The organism is Gordonia terrae, assembly GCF_051789125.1.
Lineage (GTDB): Bacteria > Actinomycetota > Actinomycetes > Mycobacteriales > Mycobacteriaceae > Gordonia > Gordonia terrae_A.
The window spans coordinates 1984950-2000852 of sequence record NZ_CP196526.1 but is presented as its reverse complement, the minus strand read 5'-3'; the positions used below and the strand labels follow the sequence as shown (position 1 = coordinate 2000852).

General features: G+C 68.1%; 13 protein-coding genes. 4 read left to right on the top strand and 9 right to left on the bottom strand.

The genetic code is table 11. The features are described from left to right. Nucleotides 1-4: 4 nt before the first annotated feature. Together prfA and rpmE are read right to left on the bottom strand one after the other, a co-directional pair. Nucleotides 5-1081: a peptide chain release factor 1 gene (gene prfA, locus ACSUZC_RS09075; RefSeq protein WP_439032499.1), complete on the bottom strand. Its 1077-nt coding sequence runs from the start codon at nucleotides 1079-1081 to the stop codon at nucleotides 5-7. Nucleotides 1082-1191: 110 nt separating this feature from the next. Then, nucleotides 1192-1404, bottom strand: a complete 213-nt coding sequence (gene rpmE, locus ACSUZC_RS09070) for a 50S ribosomal protein L31 (RefSeq protein ID WP_010842972.1) — start codon at nucleotides 1402-1404, stop codon at nucleotides 1192-1194. Between the two features lie 350 nt (nucleotides 1405-1754). Between rpmE and ACSUZC_RS09065 the strand changes: the two genes are divergently transcribed. Together ACSUZC_RS09065 and ACSUZC_RS09060 are read left to right on the top strand one after the other, a co-directional pair. Beyond that, nucleotides 1755-2966 carry a sulfite reductase subunit alpha gene (locus ACSUZC_RS09065; RefSeq protein ID WP_439032498.1) on the top strand — a complete coding sequence of 404 codons (1212 nt, stop codon included), beginning with the start codon at nucleotides 1755-1757 and terminating at the stop codon, nucleotides 2964-2966. A gap of 1 nt (nucleotide 2967) precedes the next feature. Beyond that, nucleotides 2968-3909, top strand: a complete 942-nt coding sequence (locus ACSUZC_RS09060) for a heme transporter (RefSeq protein WP_439032497.1) — start codon at nucleotides 2968-2970, stop codon at nucleotides 3907-3909. 68 nt (nucleotides 3910-3977) lie between these two features. Here the strand turns inward: ACSUZC_RS09060 and rho are convergent, their stop codons facing one another. The 6 genes from rho to argS all read right to left on the bottom strand — a co-directional run bounded on the left by rho (nucleotide 3978) and on the right by argS (nucleotide 12939). Further along, entirely contained in the window at nucleotides 3978-6116 is a 2139-nt protein-coding gene (gene rho / locus ACSUZC_RS09055) for a transcription termination factor Rho (protein WP_439032496.1), read from the bottom strand. A 346-nt stretch (nucleotides 6117-6462) separates the two neighbouring features. Continuing rightward, entirely contained in the window at nucleotides 6463-7473 is a 1011-nt protein-coding gene (gene thrB, locus ACSUZC_RS09050) for a homoserine kinase (protein ID WP_439032495.1), read from the bottom strand. Next, on the bottom strand, nucleotides 7454-8539 hold the full coding sequence (gene thrC, locus ACSUZC_RS09045; RefSeq protein WP_439032494.1) for a threonine synthase: 1086 nt from the start codon (nucleotides 8537-8539) through the stop codon (nucleotides 7454-7456). Before thrC ends, thrB begins: the two co-directional genes overlap by 20 nt. Next, nucleotides 8532-9872 (bottom strand): homoserine dehydrogenase, encoded by a 1341-nt coding sequence (locus ACSUZC_RS09040; RefSeq protein WP_439032493.1) that lies wholly within the window; start codon nucleotides 9870-9872, stop codon nucleotides 8532-8534. The genes thrC and ACSUZC_RS09040 overlap by 8 nt, the downstream gene beginning before the upstream one ends. Continuing rightward, a complete protein-coding gene (gene lysA, locus ACSUZC_RS09035) occupies nucleotides 9869-11290 on the bottom strand; it encodes a diaminopimelate decarboxylase (protein WP_439032492.1) in 1422 nt (473 codons plus the stop codon). The genes ACSUZC_RS09040 and lysA overlap by 4 nt, the downstream gene beginning before the upstream one ends. Beyond that, on the bottom strand, nucleotides 11287-12939 hold the full coding sequence (gene argS / locus ACSUZC_RS09030) for an arginine--tRNA ligase (protein ID WP_439032491.1): 1653 nt from the start codon (nucleotides 12937-12939) through the stop codon (nucleotides 11287-11289). The genes lysA and argS overlap by 4 nt, the downstream gene beginning before the upstream one ends. Before the next feature lie 175 nt (nucleotides 12940-13114). On the opposite strand from argS, the gene ACSUZC_RS09025 reads away from it, so the two are divergent. Together ACSUZC_RS09025 and ACSUZC_RS09020 are read left to right on the top strand one after the other, a co-directional pair. Then, nucleotides 13115-13939: a DUF3105 domain-containing protein gene (locus ACSUZC_RS09025; RefSeq protein ID WP_439032490.1), complete on the top strand. Its 825-nt coding sequence runs from the start codon at nucleotides 13115-13117 to the stop codon at nucleotides 13937-13939. A 57-nt stretch (nucleotides 13940-13996) separates the two neighbouring features. After that, nucleotides 13997-14878, top strand: a complete 882-nt coding sequence (locus tag ACSUZC_RS09020) for a DUF305 domain-containing protein (protein ID WP_439032489.1) — start codon at nucleotides 13997-13999, stop codon at nucleotides 14876-14878. Nucleotides 14879-14972: 94 nt separating this feature from the next. On the opposite strand, the gene ACSUZC_RS09015 is transcribed toward ACSUZC_RS09020, so the two are convergent. After that, nucleotides 14973-15863 (bottom strand): alpha/beta hydrolase, encoded by an 891-nt coding sequence (locus ACSUZC_RS09015; protein ID WP_439032488.1) that lies wholly within the window; start codon nucleotides 15861-15863, stop codon nucleotides 14973-14975. Nucleotides 15864-15903: the final 40 nt, after the last annotated feature.

Below are 15903 nucleotides of genomic sequence, written 5' to 3'. Positions count from 1 at the left end.
CGGCCTATTCCGCTTCCATGCGGGCCTGGCGGTCCGCGGCCACGAGTGCGTCGAGCAGGTTGTCCATGTCACCGGCGAGCACGGCGTCGAGATTGCTCGCCTTGTACCCGATCCGGTGGTCGGTGATGCGGTTCTCGGGGAAGTTGTAGGTGCGGATCCGCTCGGACCGGTCCACGGTGCGGATCTGCGCCGCCCGTCCCTGCGCCGCGGCGGCGTCGGCCTCTTCTTCCGCGGCGGACTGCAGGCGTGCCGCGAGAACCTGCATCGCACGCGCCTTGTTCTGCAACTGCGACCGCTCGTTCTGGCACGTCACGACGATGCCGGTCGGCAGATGCGTGAGGCGGACGGCGGAGTCGGTGGTGTTCACACCCTGCCCGCCCTTGCCGGACGAACGGTAGACGTCGACGCGGAGATCTGATTCGTCGATCACCACCTCCGCGACCTCTTCGGGTTCGGGGTAGATCAACACACCGGCGGCCGAGGTGTGGATACGTCCCTGCGACTCGGTGACGGGCACACGCTGCACCCGGTGCACCCCGCCCTCGAACTTCAGACGTGACCAGACACCGTCGCGAACCGCCTCCTTGGACTTGATGGAGATGGTCGCCTCCTTGTAACCGCCGAGATCGGACTCGGTCATACCCAGGATCTGGGCCTTCCAGCCATGCCGCTCACAGTATTTCAGGTACATGCGGGCCAGGTCGGACGCGAACAGCGCGGACTCCTCGCCGCCGGCCCCGGACTTGATCTCCAGGACGACGTCGTCGCCGTCGTGGGGGTCGCGGGGGGCGAGCAGATCGGTGAGGGCGGCGTCGAGTTCGCTGACCGTCTCCTCGAGCGCGGGGATCTCCGCGGCGAACGATGCGTCGTCGGAGGCGAGTTCGCGGGCCGCTTCGAGATCGTCGCGGGCCGCCTTGAGCTTGGCGTACGTCGACATCACGGGCGCGAGTTCGGCGAACCGCTTGCCCACGCGTCGAGCGGCGGTCGGGTCATCGTGCAGCGCCGGGTCCGCCAACTGACGTTCGAGGCCGGAGTGTTCGGCAAGGATGTCGTCGATGGCCGAGGGACTCTGCGTACTCATGGAGGCGTCCTCACTTGTCGACCGGCGCTGCCCCAGAACCGGATGGGATGGTGACCAAAACACAACGACGCCCGTCCCGACTGATCGTCGGGCGGGCGTCGCAGCGTGGTCTACTTGGCGCGCTTGCCGTAGCGCTTCTCGAACCGGGCAACACGGCCACCGGTGTCGAGGATCTTCTGCTTGCCCGTGTAGAACGGGTGGCACTGCGAGCAGACCTCGACGTTGATCCGACCGTTCGCAGCGGTGCTGCGGGTCTCGAAGGTGTTGCCGCAGCCGCAGACGACGGTGGTCGTCGCGTACTCGGGGTGGATTCCCTGCTTCATGGTGGCTGTCCCTTTCTGTGGTCGCCGGGTCACCGTCGCGTGTCGACGGTGTGAACCGGAACCGGACTCGACCGCTCAGTATGCCATGTGCTGCATCACCAGCAAAAATCCCGGTCACGCGGTCGCAGAAGGCTCAACAGCGGACCGGACCGATGCATTCCCGCCGCTCGGGGCGAGATACGCGTCACGACTGAGCCGTCGGGGGTGATAAGGGTTACCTAAGTGTAGTACCGTGGCGGCGCCCGCTCGTGCAGACTCGTCGCGTGCCGGCCCGGTGAGCAATGATCCCCCGGATCGCCGTGATCACCGACAGCATGGATCACCGAACATCGATCACGAAGGATGCCTCGATGTACGACGCCGCATCGGCCGGAAGCGCCCTGGCACTCGACACCGCTGCTGCCCCCGCCCCGTCTCGCCGCACCGGCAGGACCGCGCGGTCGCCGTGGAACCGCCGCAACCCCTATCCGGCGACGATCCTCGCCAACGAGGTGCTCTCCGGACCCGGCTCGGCCAAAGAGGTTCGCCACATCGAGATCGATCTCGGCGACAGCGGGATCACCTACGAGGTGGGCGACGGCATCGGTATCGCGCCGCTCAACGACCCGGCCCTCGTCGACCTGCTCCTCGATCGACTCGGCGCCGTCGGCGACGAGATCATCGCCGACCGCAAGGCCACGTACACCCTGCGCGAGGCGCTGACCCGCCGGTACGAGATCGCGACCCCGTCCAAGTACCTCGTCAAGGCCGTCGCCGACCGCACCGGAGACCCCGAGCTCGTCCGACTCGTCGAGTCGGGCGATGCCCACGCACTCGACGCGTGGCTCTCGGGGCGCGACGTCCTCGACCTGCTGAACATCGACCCGTCCCTGACGCTGACCGCCGAGGAACTCCTCGAGGAGCTCAGCCCCCTCGCCCACCGCGAGTACTCCATCTCCTCGAGCCCCCGGGTCCATGGCGGCACCGTGCACATCACGATGGCCACGGTGCGCTACACGCTGGACGGGAGGTCCCGCGGCGGAGTGTGTTCGACCCACCTCGCCGACCGCTGTGCGCCGGGCGACACCGTGAGCGTCTTCATCTCCCCGAACAAGAACTTCCGGCCTCCCGCCGACGATGCCCCCGCGATCATGATCGGCCCCGGTACCGGCATCGCCCCCTTCCGCGCATTTCTCCACGAACGCGCCGCCGCGGGCGCCGCCGGGGCCAACTGGCTGTTCTTCGGCGACCAGCACCGCGCATTCGACCACCTCTACGCGCGCGAACTCGAACAGTTCGTCACCGATGGCACCCTCGACCGCCTGGACCTCGCGTTCTCGCGCGACCAGGAACACAAGGTCTATGTGCAGGACCGGATGCGCGAACACGGCGCCGAATTGTTCTCCTGGATCGAGGCGGGCGCACGCGTGTACGTGTGCGGCGATGCCACGACGATGGCCGACGACGTCGACGCGGCACTGCACGAGATCATCGGCGAACACGGTGGGCTCGGACCGGACGCGACGCGGGACTACGTCGATCGGTTGCGGTCGGACAACCGATACCTGCGCGACGTCTACTGACATGACCGGGCCAGCCGAGGAGTACCCGCCCGCCCACAGCGACCTCGAGATACTGCTGCGCACAGCGGGTTTCTGCGACTCCTCGGTCATCGGTGACGTCGACGCGGTGACCGCGCATCTCCCCGCACTCGGACAGGTCGTCGGCGTGACCGTGGCCGGGCCGGTCATCATGAACGCGGTGGGCGTGCACGCGACACCGGTCTCCGTCGGAGGTCCGATCCGCGCAGAGCCCGATCGGATCACGTTGCGGCTGTGTCCATCTCGCCTTTCCTCGACCCTGCTGAGCGACCCGGCGGCCCATGTCCCGCCCACCCTGAGGCTGTTCGACGATCGCGGCAACACATCGCACGCCACCTATCTGACCGAGAATTCCGACCGGCTCGCATTCGAGGGGCTGTCGCTCGGACGCGAGACGGAAGGTTCTCGCCCATCCCTCGTCGGACCGGTGGTCCCAGAAGACACTGCGCTGCAAGACCCTGCGCTTCCAGACCTCGACGACCAGGTGGCGCAACTCGATTCGATTCTCTCCGACGGCGGATCTGCGCGACATGCCGCTCTCGCCGCAACCGGAGACGCGCGTGCGACGCGCGTGAACACCCGTCCGGTGATCGCCGCCCTCGAGCACGCGGCATTGCTGGGGATGACGGTGACCCTCGCCGCCACCGCGCCCGGATGTGCGCAGATGCGCCAGGACCGGCTCGACGGGGCGCGCGAACACCGCGGTCAGATGGTGCTCGCGTCGGGGAACGCCCGGGTGATGGTGAACTTCAACCTCGTCGGCGACTGCTGGGTGACCTGGACCCAGGGTGTGAGGGGGCTGATCGGGTCGCTCGAGATCTACAACCGCAAAGCTCAGTGCTGTCTCGTCGTCACCCAGACCGGAGTCGTCGCACCCGAGGTCGCGCAGGCGTGGGACCAGCTGATGGCCGATCTCATCTCCTGACCGATACGTCAACGGCCCCGATCCGCGTCACCGCGGTCGGGGCCGTTGCCGTCTCGTCTCGGCCCGGGTCAGTCGTCGTTGTTCGCGCCCGGCGCGGTCTTCTGCACCGACATCAGGAACTCGATGTTCGTCTTGGTCTTCTTGAGCTGACTGATGAGCAGGTCGATGGCCTGCTGGGAGTCGAGACCCGAGAGCAGACGACGCAGCTTGTGCACGATGGAGAACTCCTCCGGCGACAGCAGCAACTCGTCCTTACGCGTGCTGGAGAGGTTGACGTCCACCGCCGGGAACACCCGACGCTCCGAGATCTTGCGGTCGAGTTTGAGCTCGGCGTTACCGGTGCCCTTGAACTCCTCGAAGATCACGGTGTCACCGGTGGAGCCGGTCTCGACGAGGGCCGAGGCGATGATCGTCAGGGACCCGCCGTTCTCGATGTTGCGCGCCGCGCCGAGGAAGCGCTTGGGCGGGTACAGCGCGGTGGAATCGACACCACCGGACAGGATTCGACCCGAGGCCGGCGACGCGTTGTTGTACGCACGACCCAGGCGGGTGATCGAGTCCAGCAGCACCACAACGTCTTTGCCGCTCTCGACCAGACGCTTCGCGCGCTCGATCGCGAGTTCGGACACCGACGTGTGGTCTGACGGCGGACGGTCGAAGGTCGAGGCGATGACCTCACCCTTCACCGACCGCTGCATGTCGGTGACCTCTTCGGGACGCTCGTCGACGAGCACGACCATGAGGTGACACTCGGGGTTGTTGGTGGCGATCGCGTTGGCGATGTCCTGCAGGATCGTCGTCTTGCCCGCCTTCGGCGGCGACACGATCAGAGCACGCTGCCCCTTGCCGATCGGCATGATCAGGTCGATGACCCGGGTGTCGAGACGCTCGGGAGTCGTCTCCAGGCGCAACCGCTGATTCGGGTACAGCGGCGTCAGCTTGTTGAACTCGGGACGACGCTTGGCCGCCTCCACGTCCCCACCGTTGACCGTGTCGAGGCGTACCAGCGGATTGAACTTCTGGCGCTGGTTCTGCTGGTCCCCGTCCCGTGCGACCTTGACCGCACCGGTGATCGCGTCGCCGCGTCGGAGACCGTTCTTGCGTACGAGGTTCATCGAGACATACACGTCGTTCGGACCGGCGAGGTACCCGGAGGTCCGCACGAACGCGTAATTGTCGAGTACGTCGAGGATGCCGGCGACCGGCTGCAACACGTCGTCCTCGGAGACCTGGGGCTCGTTCGGGGTGTCGCGGTTCTGTCCACGACGACGCTCACGGAAGCGACGCCCGCGGCGACGGCCGCCGCCCTCGCCGTCGTCGTCGCGGTTGTCGCGGTTCTGACCCCCGTCGCGATTCTGGTTGTCCCGGCTCTGACCGCTGTCCCGGTTCTGGCCCTCGCGGTTCTGACCGCCCTCGCGGTTCTGGTTGTCGCGGTTCTGACCGCCCTCGCGGTTCTGGTTGTCGCGATTCTGGCCGCCCTCGCGGTTCTGGTTGTCGCGATTCTGACCGCTGTCCCGGTTCTGGTTGTCGCGATTCTGGTTGCGGTTCCGGCGATTGCGCTGGTCACCGCTGTCGCCGTCGCCCGACGACTCGGCCGCACCGTCGCGACGGGGCCGTCGCTCACGACCCCCACCGGCCTCGCCGGCGTCGGAGTCCGATGCGCCATCCCGCTTGCCGCCGTCGCCGGAAGCACCGTCGGCGTTCTCGGGGGCAGGGGCCCTGTCCTTGGGCGCCTCGTCCTGGGGCGCACCGTCCTGGGGCGCACCGCTGTCGGTCGTCTCGTTCTGGTCGGTTCGTGTCTCGGCGGTCTTGCGACCGGCGGCCCGCGACGCGCGACCGGCCCCCTTTGGCGCATCGGCCTTCGGCGCATCGGCGGCATCGCCGGCCGGGGAGTCGGCGATCGTGAGCTGGTCGTCGGTCGGGGCGGTCTTCGCGGCACTCTTGGCGCGGGTCGGGGCGCTCTTCGGAGCGGCGGCGGTGCTTCCGCCGGCCTGGCGCTCCTTGATGGCGGCGATCAGGTCGCCCTTGCGCATTCCCGAGGTGCCCTTGATGCCGAGTTCACCGGCGACCGTCCGCAGTTCGCTGAGCACCATGCCGGAGAGGCCGGTGCGTGCACGTGTCTTGGTGGCCGGTTGTCCCGAATCGGGGGCGGCCGAACCCGCGGAGTCCTGCTCGGCAGGTGCGGTGATCAGGTCCGTATCGGTCACGGAAGTCCTTTCGTTCCTCCCGCAGACGAAAACTGCGTGAGGTCTACGTTTCCCTGCTGCTGTGCGCTAGGGAGTCCGTCCGCGGTGGACGGTAGAGAAATATGCGGTCCCGCTGCGAGCGTGCTCGAAAAGTACCTGTGCTTCGGCACTGTCGACTCCGTCGACAGAACACCCACGACCACGGCAGGTTCGACAGCCGGTGTTCTCCGGTCGGTGATGGATGAGAAGCGGCAGGACAAGCCCGCGCGGCTAGACCAGAATATGGTAACCCCGTTCGCATGATAGGGGCAACACGCCGAATGCGCCAAATGAGCAGGGCCACCCGCTCGGCACGTCGGGGACGGGATCAGCCGACGCTGATCTCGACGCCGCCGGCGATGGCGACCGAGCGGGTGGTGAAGCCGAGTCCCTGCGCGATCTGACGGATGTCGGCGGGGACCGGGGCGGTGCCGAGCACGAGGACGGTGGGACCCGCGCCGGAGACCGTCGCGGCATATCCCCTGGCACGCAGCGCGGCGACCAGGTCACTGGTGGGCGCCATCGCCGACGCGCGATACGGCTGATGCAGACGATCCTCGGACGCCGCCATCAGATTCCTGGGCTCGGCGGTGAGCGCCACGACCGCGAGCGCGGAGCGGCTCAGGTTGAACACGGCATCGCCTCGCGGCACCGAATCCGGGAGAAGGCCCCGGGTGAAGCTGGTCGAGGACTCCGTGTCCGGGACGAACACGGTCGCGCAGATGTCGGGATGCACGGCCAGGCGGTGGGCACGGTACGTCGGCATGCCGTCCGCGGATTCGGTCCAGGTGACGACGGCCGAGCCGAGCACGCTGGCGGCGGCGTTGTCGGGATGTCCCTCGAACTCGCTCGAGAGTTGCACCAGTTCATCCGGCGACAGCCCGGAACCCAGACCGGCGGCGGAGATCAGACCCGACGCCGCGGCGAGACCCGAGACGGCGGCCGCCGCCGACGACCCGAGGCCGCGCGAGTGCGGGATCTGGTTGACACAGCGGAGCCTCAGACCGGGAGCGCGCAGCCCGGCGTGCGCCAGGCCGCGGGTCAGCGCACGGACGACGAGGTGCGACTCGTCACGTGGGACGTCGGCCGCACCCTCACCCTCGACCTCGAGGGTCGTCCCGGAGGCGGCGGTCTCCACGAACACCTCGTCGTGGATGCCGAGAGCCATTCCGAGACAGTCGAATCCGGGGCCGAGGTTGGCGCTCGACGCGGGGACGCGGACCCGCGCGGAGATCCCGACGGGCAGGTCACGGACCGTCGGGGCACCGACGATCGCGCCGTCCGCGCCCGGCTGCACGTCGACCGGACGCCCGGCCCCGTCAGCCGACACCGAGAGCATTCGCGACTGCCACCGGGTCGACCGGGATGGCCTCGACCTCGGGGATGCCCGCCAGTGCGGTGTCGGGGTCCTTCAGGCCGTTGCCGGTGACCGTGCACACCACGGTCGACCCCGGCGCGATCCAGCCGTCGGCGCTGGCCGCGAGAAGGCCGGCCACACTGGCCGCCGAAGCGGGTTCGACGAACACGCCTTCCTTACCGGCCACGAGACGGTAGGCCTCCAGCAGCTTCTCGTCGGTCGCCGCACGGAACTGTCCGTTCGACTCGTCCTTCGCGGCGACGGCCTGGTTCCAGCTGGCGGGCGACCCGATGCGGATGGCGGTGGCGATGGTCTCCGGTTCCTTCACCGGGGCGCCGTTCACCAGCGGCGCAGCACCGGCGGCCTGGACTCCCAGCATGCGCGGCACCGACGCCGAGACACCGTCGGCGTGATACTCGGTGTAGCCCTTCCAGTACGCGGTGATGTTGCCCGCGTTACCGACCGGCAGGGCGTGGACGTCGGGCGCGCGACCCAGGACGTCCACGATCTCGAAGGCCGCGGTCTTCTGACCCTCGATACGCGCCGGGTTGACCGAGTTCACGAGTTCGATCTCGGTGAATTCGGAGGTCGCCTTGCGCGCCAGCTCGAGGCAGTCGTCGAAGTTGCCCTCGACCTGGATGATCTTCGCGCCGTGCATGACCGCCTGAGCGAGCTTGCCCATCGCGATCTTGCCCTGCGGGATCAGGACGGCACAGGTGATGCCCGCCCGGGTGGCGTAGGCGGCGGCCGACGCCGACGTGTTGCCGGTCGAGGCGCAGAGCACCGCGGTCTTGCCGTTGTTGACCGCGTTGCTCACGGCCATCGTCATTCCCCGGTCCTTGAAGGAACCGGTGGGATTGAGCCCCTCCACCTTCAGGTAGACCTCGCACCCGGTCAGCGACGACAGATGCGGCGCACTGATCAATGGGGTGCCGCCCTCGAGGAGCGTGACGACCTTCCAGTCGTCGGCTACGGGCAACCGCGACCGGTAGGCCTCGATCAGGCCCGGCCACGCACGGTGCACTGGCGTTGAAGTCGCTTCAGTCATCGGTACCTTCCAATCGCAACACACTCGACACCTTGATGACGGCGTCCATGTCTTCAAGCGCCGCAACACAATCCGACTGCGCACGGTCTGGTGCGCGGTGGGTCACCAGGATCAGGCGGGCATCGTCGCCCGCACCCTCCTGGCGCACCGCGGCAATGCTGACCGACCGCTTGGAGAACTCCCCCGCGACCTGCGCTAGCACGCCGGGCTTGTCGGCCACCCGCATCGACACGTAGTACCGCGTGAACACGTCGTCGATCGGCGCGACCGGCAGCGACGCGTACGTCGACTCCAGCGGCCCGCGGCCACCGTGGACGCGGTTGCGAGCGGCCATCACCATGTCGCCGAGCACCGCCGAGGCGGTCGGCGAGCCGCCTGCGCCCTGCCCGTAGAACATCAGCCGACCGGCGTTCTCCGCCTCGACGACCACCGCGTTGAACGCCCCGTTGACCGTGGCCAGCGGGTGGGTCAGCGGGATCAGTGCGGGATACACACGAGCCGAGATGCGTTGCGAGCCATCGGTGTCACGTACACGCTCGCAGATGGAGAGCAGCTTGATGGTGCAGTCGAACTTCTTGGCCGCCGCGAGGTCCGACGCGGTGACCGAAGAGATCCCCTCGCGGTGCACATCGGCTGCGGTGACCCGCGTGTGAAAGGCGATCGAGGCCAGGATGGCGGCTTTCGCGGCGGCGTCGTAACCCTCCACGTCGGCCGTCGGGTCGGCTTCGGCGTAACCCAGGCGTCCGGCCTCGGCGAGGCTGTCGGCGTAGTCGGCGCCGGTCTCGTCCATCGCCGACAGGATGAAGTTGGTGGTGCCGTTGACGATTCCCGCCACCCGCTCCACCGTGTCGCCCGCCAGCGACTGCATCAGCGGACGGATCACCGGGATCGCTCCGGCGACGGCCGCCTCGAAGTACAGGTCGACCTTGGCCTCGGCGGCAGCGGTCGCGAGCTCGCCGGTGTACTCCGCAAGCAGGGCCTTGTTGGCGGTCACCACCGACTTACCGCTCTCGAGGGCCGAACGGATCAGACCGCGCGCGGGGTCGATGCCGCCCATCAATTCGACGACGATGTCGACGTCGTCGCGAGCGACGAGCGCCGCGGCGTCGTCGGTGAGCAGGTCCTGCCCGATCTTGCGCGGGCGACCGAGGTCGCGGACCGCGACACCGCGGATCTCGACGGGGGCTCCGACACGGGCGCGGAGGTCGGCGGCGTTGTCGGTGATGATCCGCACCACCTCGGCCCCGACGTTGCCCATGCCGAGGATCGCGACACCGATGGTGCGCGGATTCGACGTGCTTGCGCCGCTTGTGTTCTCGACTGATCCGGTCACGGGCTCACCTCCAGGCTGAGGAAGTCTTCGATGGTCTCCCGGCGAAGCAGCAGCCTGGCGTTGCCGTCGGCCACCGCCACCACGGGCGGTCTCATTGTCATGTTGTATCGGCTCGACATCGAGTAGCAGTAGGCACCCGTGGCCGCCACTGCGATCAGATCACCCGGTCCGAGATCCTCGGGCAACCAGCAGTCCTTGATGACGATGTCGCCGCTCTCACAGTGCTTGCCGACGACCCGGCAGACCACCGCGCGCGCCGCCGAGACGCGCGACACCAGCCGCACGTCGTATTCGGCGTCGTAGAGCACCGTGCGGATGTTGTCGCTCATCCCGCCGTCGACGGAGATGTAGCGACGTACGGCACCTCCGCCGAGCGCGACGTCCTTGACGGTTCCCACACGGTAGAGCGTCACGGTACCGGGTCCGGCGATCGCGCGGCCGGGTTCGACGGCGATGATCGGCATCGGCAGGCCGACGGCAGCCGACTCGCGTTCGACGATGGCGGCCAGGGTCTCCGCGACCTTGCCCACCGGGAGCGGACGCTCCTCGGGGACGTACGAGATGCCCAGTCCCCCACCGAGATCGACGACCGACATCTGAGATGTCTTCTCGACGCCGAACTCGTCGACGACATCGTGCAGCAGTCCGAGGACCCGATGGGCGGCGAGTTCGAAACCGTCCATGTCGAAGATCTGCGAGCCGATGTGGCTGTGCAGACCCACGAGCCGGAGATTGCCTGTGGCGAAGACCTTTCGGATGGCCTCCATCGCGACGCCGCCGGCGAGCGAGAAGCCGAACTTCTGGTCCTCGTGGGCGGTGGAGATGAACTCGTGGGTGTGGGCTTCGACACCGACGGTCACACGGACGAGGACGTCGGCGACGACACCGCGCTCGCGGGCGACCGCGTCGAGCCGTTCGATCTCGACCATCGAGTCGAGGACGACGTGGCCGATCCCCGCGTCGACGGCCGCGCGCAACTCGTCGACGCTCTTGTTGTTGCCGTGCAGTGCGATCCGCTCCGGAGGGAAACCGGCGCGCAGGGCGATGGCGAGTTCGCCACCGCTGCAGACGTCGAGCGAGAGCCCCTCGTCGTCGACCCAGCGGGCGATCTCGCTGCAGAGGAACGCCTTCGACGCGTAGTGCACCCGACCGTGGGGTCCGAACGCGGCCATCATGTCGCGGCAGCGGGACCGGAAGTCGGCTTCGTCGATGAAGAATGCGGGGGTGCCGTACTCGGCGGCGAGTTCACTCACCGGTACGCCCGCGAGCCGCAGTTCACCCGATTCGTCGCGCGCGGCATTGCGCGGCCAGACCTGCGCGGGGATCTCCGCGAGGACGGCGGGGTCGTTCGGGCGTTCCGCGAGGTGTGGTGCGGCCAGCAGCTCGGCGTGCCGGGGTCCGGCCGGGTGCGCGCTCACATCTGCTCCGGTGCGGTGACGCCGACCAGGTGCAGACCGTTGGCCAGGACCTGGCGGGTGGCCTCGCACAACGCCAGACGAGCCCGGTGGATGTCGGCGACCTCCTCGTCGCCCTGCGGCAGGACACGGCACTTCGCGTAGAAGCGGTGGTACGTACCGGCGAGGACCTCCAGGTACCGGCACACCCGATGCGGTTCGCGCAGGGTGGCGGCGGTGGCCACGACTTCGTCGAAATCGCCGATGGTACGGATCAATTCGCCCTCGGCGGGGTCGTCGAGCAGGTCGAGGTGATCGAGCGACGACACCACTCCCAGGTCGGCGGCGTTGCGTGCGAGAGCCGACATCCGAGCGTGCGCGTACTGCACGTAGTACACGGGGTTGTCGTTGGACTGCTTGGTCAGCAGGTCGAGATCGATGTCGATGTTGACGTCGACCGACGAACGGATCAGCGAGTAGCGCGCGCCGTCGACACCCACCGCGTCGACGAGGTCGTCGAGCGTGATCACCGTTCCCGCGCGCTTGCTCATACGCACCGGCTTGCCGTCGCGTACGAGGTTGACCATCTGGCCGATCAGCACCTCGACGGTCGCCGGGTCGTCGCCGAGCGCCGCGGCGGCGGCCTTGAGCCGGCTGATGTAGCCGTGATGGTCGGCGCCGAGCATGTAGATGCAGAGATTGAAGCCGCGGTTCCGCTTGTCGCGGTAATAGGCGATGTCGCCCGCGATGTAGGCGGCGTTGCCGTCACTCTTCAGGACGACACGGTCCTTGTCGTCGCCGAAGTCGGTGGACTTCAGCCACCACGCGCCGTCCTTCTCGTACAGATTCCCGTTGGCCTTGAGTTCACCGATGCACTCGTCGACGAGGCCGCTGGCGAACATCTTGTCCTCGTGGGTGAAGACGTCGAAGTCGGTCCCGAAGTCGTGCAGGCTCTGCTTGATGTGGGTGAACATCAGATCCACCCCAACCGAGCGGAAGGTCTCGAGACGCTCGGACTCCGGCTGCGACAGCACGTCGGGGGCCGTGTCGACGACCTTCGCCGCGATGTCGGCGATGTAATCGCCCGCGTATCCGTCCTCGGGCGTCGGGTCACCCAGGGCGGCGGCCTCGAGCGACCGCGCGAACCGATCGATCTGTGCGCCGTGATCGTTGAAGTAGTACTCGCGCGTCACCTGGCCGCCACGGGCGGAGAGAACGCGCCCGAGCGCGTCGCCGACTGCCGCCCAGCGGGTTCCGCCGAGGTGGATGGGACCGGTCGGGTTGGCCGACACGAATTCGAGGTTGATGACCGATCCGGCGAGTTCGTCTCCGCGGCCGTAGTTGCGTCCCTGCTCCAGCACCGACGCGACGACCGTGTTCTGTGCGGCGGCGCCGAGCCAGATGTTCACGAACCCGGGACCGGCGATGTCGGTCTTGTCGATGCCGTCGGCGGCCGCGAAGGCCTCGGCCAGCCAGCCCGCGAGTTCGCGCGGCTTGACGCCGAGACGCTTGCCCATCTGCAGGGCGACGTTGGTGGAGTAATCGCCGTGGTCAGCGTGACGGGGGCGCTCGACGACGATCGCGTCGGGCACCAGGTTCTCGTCCAGTCCGCGGTCACGGACCACGGTCAGGGTCACGGCGCGCAGCAGCGCGGCCAGGTCGGCGGGAGTCACAGGACACCATCCTATTGGCCGATGCCTGATCACCGACAATCGCACCCTGCTCGGCCCACTCCGTCGCACCGAGGTCGAGGCGAGCGGGCCCACCAGTACACTCGTGGGCGCCGAACGAGCGCCGGGCCCTGGGCCCGCCCGGGCGGCGACCGGAGTCGGATGAGGAAAGAAGTCGATGGCGCGCAAACCCGGGGCGAACGTCCCCAAGTCTCCCAAGAGAGCAGGATCGGTTCCCACGGCGACGGGCCGTCAGATCGACTGGATGCTCGTGGGCGCCGTCGTCGTGGTCATCGGTCTCGTCGCGGGACTGGCGATCTACCTCATCCCCAAGTTCAACGAGCAGCGCGCCGAACAGAAGGATGACGTCGCCGTGCAAGCGGTGTCGGAGTTCGTGCCGTCGCCGCAGAACCCCGACCCCTCGGCCGCCATCCCCGGCGTCACGAAGAAGTACTACGAGGCCGGACGCCACGTCACTGCGACTCAGCGCGTCGCCTACGACCAGTCGCCACCCTTCGGCGGTCCGCACGACGAGATCTGGGCCACCTGTACCGGCGTCGTCTACCCGAACCCGCTTCGCTCGGAGAACGCCGTCCACGCACTCGAACACGGCGCGGTGTGGGTCACCTACAACCCCGACACCATCACCCCGGAAGATCTCGACTACCTCAAGCAGCTCGTCCGAGGCGAGCAGTATCTGTTCCTGTCGCCGTACCCGGGCCTGGACAAGCCGGTGTCGCTGCAGAGCTGGGGCCATCAGCTCAAGCTGGACTCCGCCCGCGATCCCCGGGTGGATCAGTTCATCACCGCCCTGCGCCGCAACATGATGCCCGGTGTCTACCAGGAGAACCCGCAGACCGCGGCCTACCCGGAGACCCAGGCGACCTGTACCGCGATCCCCGGCTTCGACCCGTCGAATCCCCCGCCCGCCGACGAGGGCGAACCCGGCCCCGACGCCGTCCCGATGACCGGGGGCAACGGCAGCCCGACGCCCGCCGGCTGACCTGGTTCCGACCGACACGACCGACAGCGGACCCGGAGACACGATGAGGACCCAGCGATGACCGACAGCAGCGACCGATCCGAAACCCCGGACGCGCCAACGACTCCCGAGGTGTCCGACACCGCGGGCGACGCGCCGGGCCCCAATCGCGTCCTCCTCGCCCTGGTGGGTGTCGCCGTGCTCCTCCTCGGAGTCGGCCTCGGACTGCTCATCCAGGCGAGCCTCGCCGACGATCCCGCCGACGACGATGCGCCTGCCGCGAACTCCGCGGCGGTCGGATTCGCCCAGGACATGACCCGTCACCACGAGCAGGGTGTCGAGCTGGCGGCGATCGAACTCGAACACGGCACCGATCCCGAGGTGCGGTCCATGGCCTTCGACATCCTCACCGCACAGAGCAACGAGATCGGTCAGATGCAGTCGTGGCTGTCGCGATGGCGGCAACCCGTCACCAATCCCGGCGACACCATGGCCTGGATGGGACACAGCGCGTCCGCCGACGGTCACGATCACTCCGACCCCGCCGATCATGCCGACGGCGATCATGATCACGGCAGCATGGATCACGGCAGCATGGATCACGGCAGCATGGATCACGGCAGCATGGATCACGGCGACATGTCGATGCCGGCGTCGGAGACACCCGCGGCGGAGTCCGGCGCCGAGCAGCCGCCGATGCCGGGTATGGCGACGTCAACCGAGATGGAACAGTTCCGCGCGATGCGGGGCCCCCAGGTGGACACCACATTCCTTCAGCTGATGCTGCGCCACCACGAGGGCGGACTGCACATGATGGAGTACGCCGCCGATCCGGCCAACGTCGACCAGGCGTATGTCCGCGACCTGGCGTCGAGCATGAAACGCACGCAGGACAAAGAGATCGGGATCATCACCCAGATGCTCGCGGCCCGCGGAGCGCAGCCTCTCCCGATGAACTGAGCAGGCACCCTGCTTGCCCGACCGGCGTGCTTGTCGTCGACGTCGGTGATCCGTTGCGGCGCATCGAGCTACCGCCCACCCCGTGAGGCACTGTTCAACCGTCGGCGAATGCTCGTCGGACGGCGTCGCACTGCCGACTGAAGAACTCCTGCGCGACAGTTGTTCTGGGCGCCACGATGTCGAACCCGTGGAAAGCCCCCTCCACCTCGTCCAGGTGGCACCCGACGCCTGCCGCCCGGAGCCGTTCCGCATGGTCGCGGTCCTCCGCGGCGAACAGATCCAGGGTGCCGACCCCGATCCACGCCGGGGCCAAGCCCTCCAGATCCGTACGACGTGCCGGGACGGCCGTATCAGGTTGTGCGTCACCGAGATAGCTGGCCCATCCGAAGACGTTCGCCGAGGCGTTCCACAATCGGTGCCGCGGATCGGGTTCGCGTGTGCGATCGTCGAGCATCGGATACGTCAGCAGTTGTAGTCGTACATCGATCCCGGCGTCCCGCGCCCGAAAGGCCAGCGCCGCCGCCAGTCCCCCGCCGGCGCTGTTGCCACCTATCGCGATCCGGCTCGTGTCGATGTCGGGTTGGTCGGTCATCCAGCGAAGCGCATCGAGACAATCGTCGAGGGCGGCCGGGTACGGGTGTTCGGGTGCCAACCGATAGTCGACGGACACCACCTGGACGCCGACTCGTTCGGACATCGCGCGGGCCCAGCGATCGTCCTGGGCCGCGCTCCCGATGACGTATCCCCCGCCGTGAATCCACAGCAGCGCGGGCAACCGTCCCGCGGAGTGCGCCGGACGGAATAACCGCACCTCGACACCGCCGTCGGTGGTCGCCGTGGTGACAGGATCCCGGCCGTTACGAACCCGGTACGCGCGCCGGACAAGCGGAAGCGTTCGACGGGATACCACTTGGGCGGGAGCGAGCAGGGCGATCCAACGCAGGTCCGGCGCGAAGTCGTTGCGTTGTCTCCAGCGGTTCAGCACAGGACGAGACTAGCGGCTGAGCCGTGCCGATCGGGCCCGG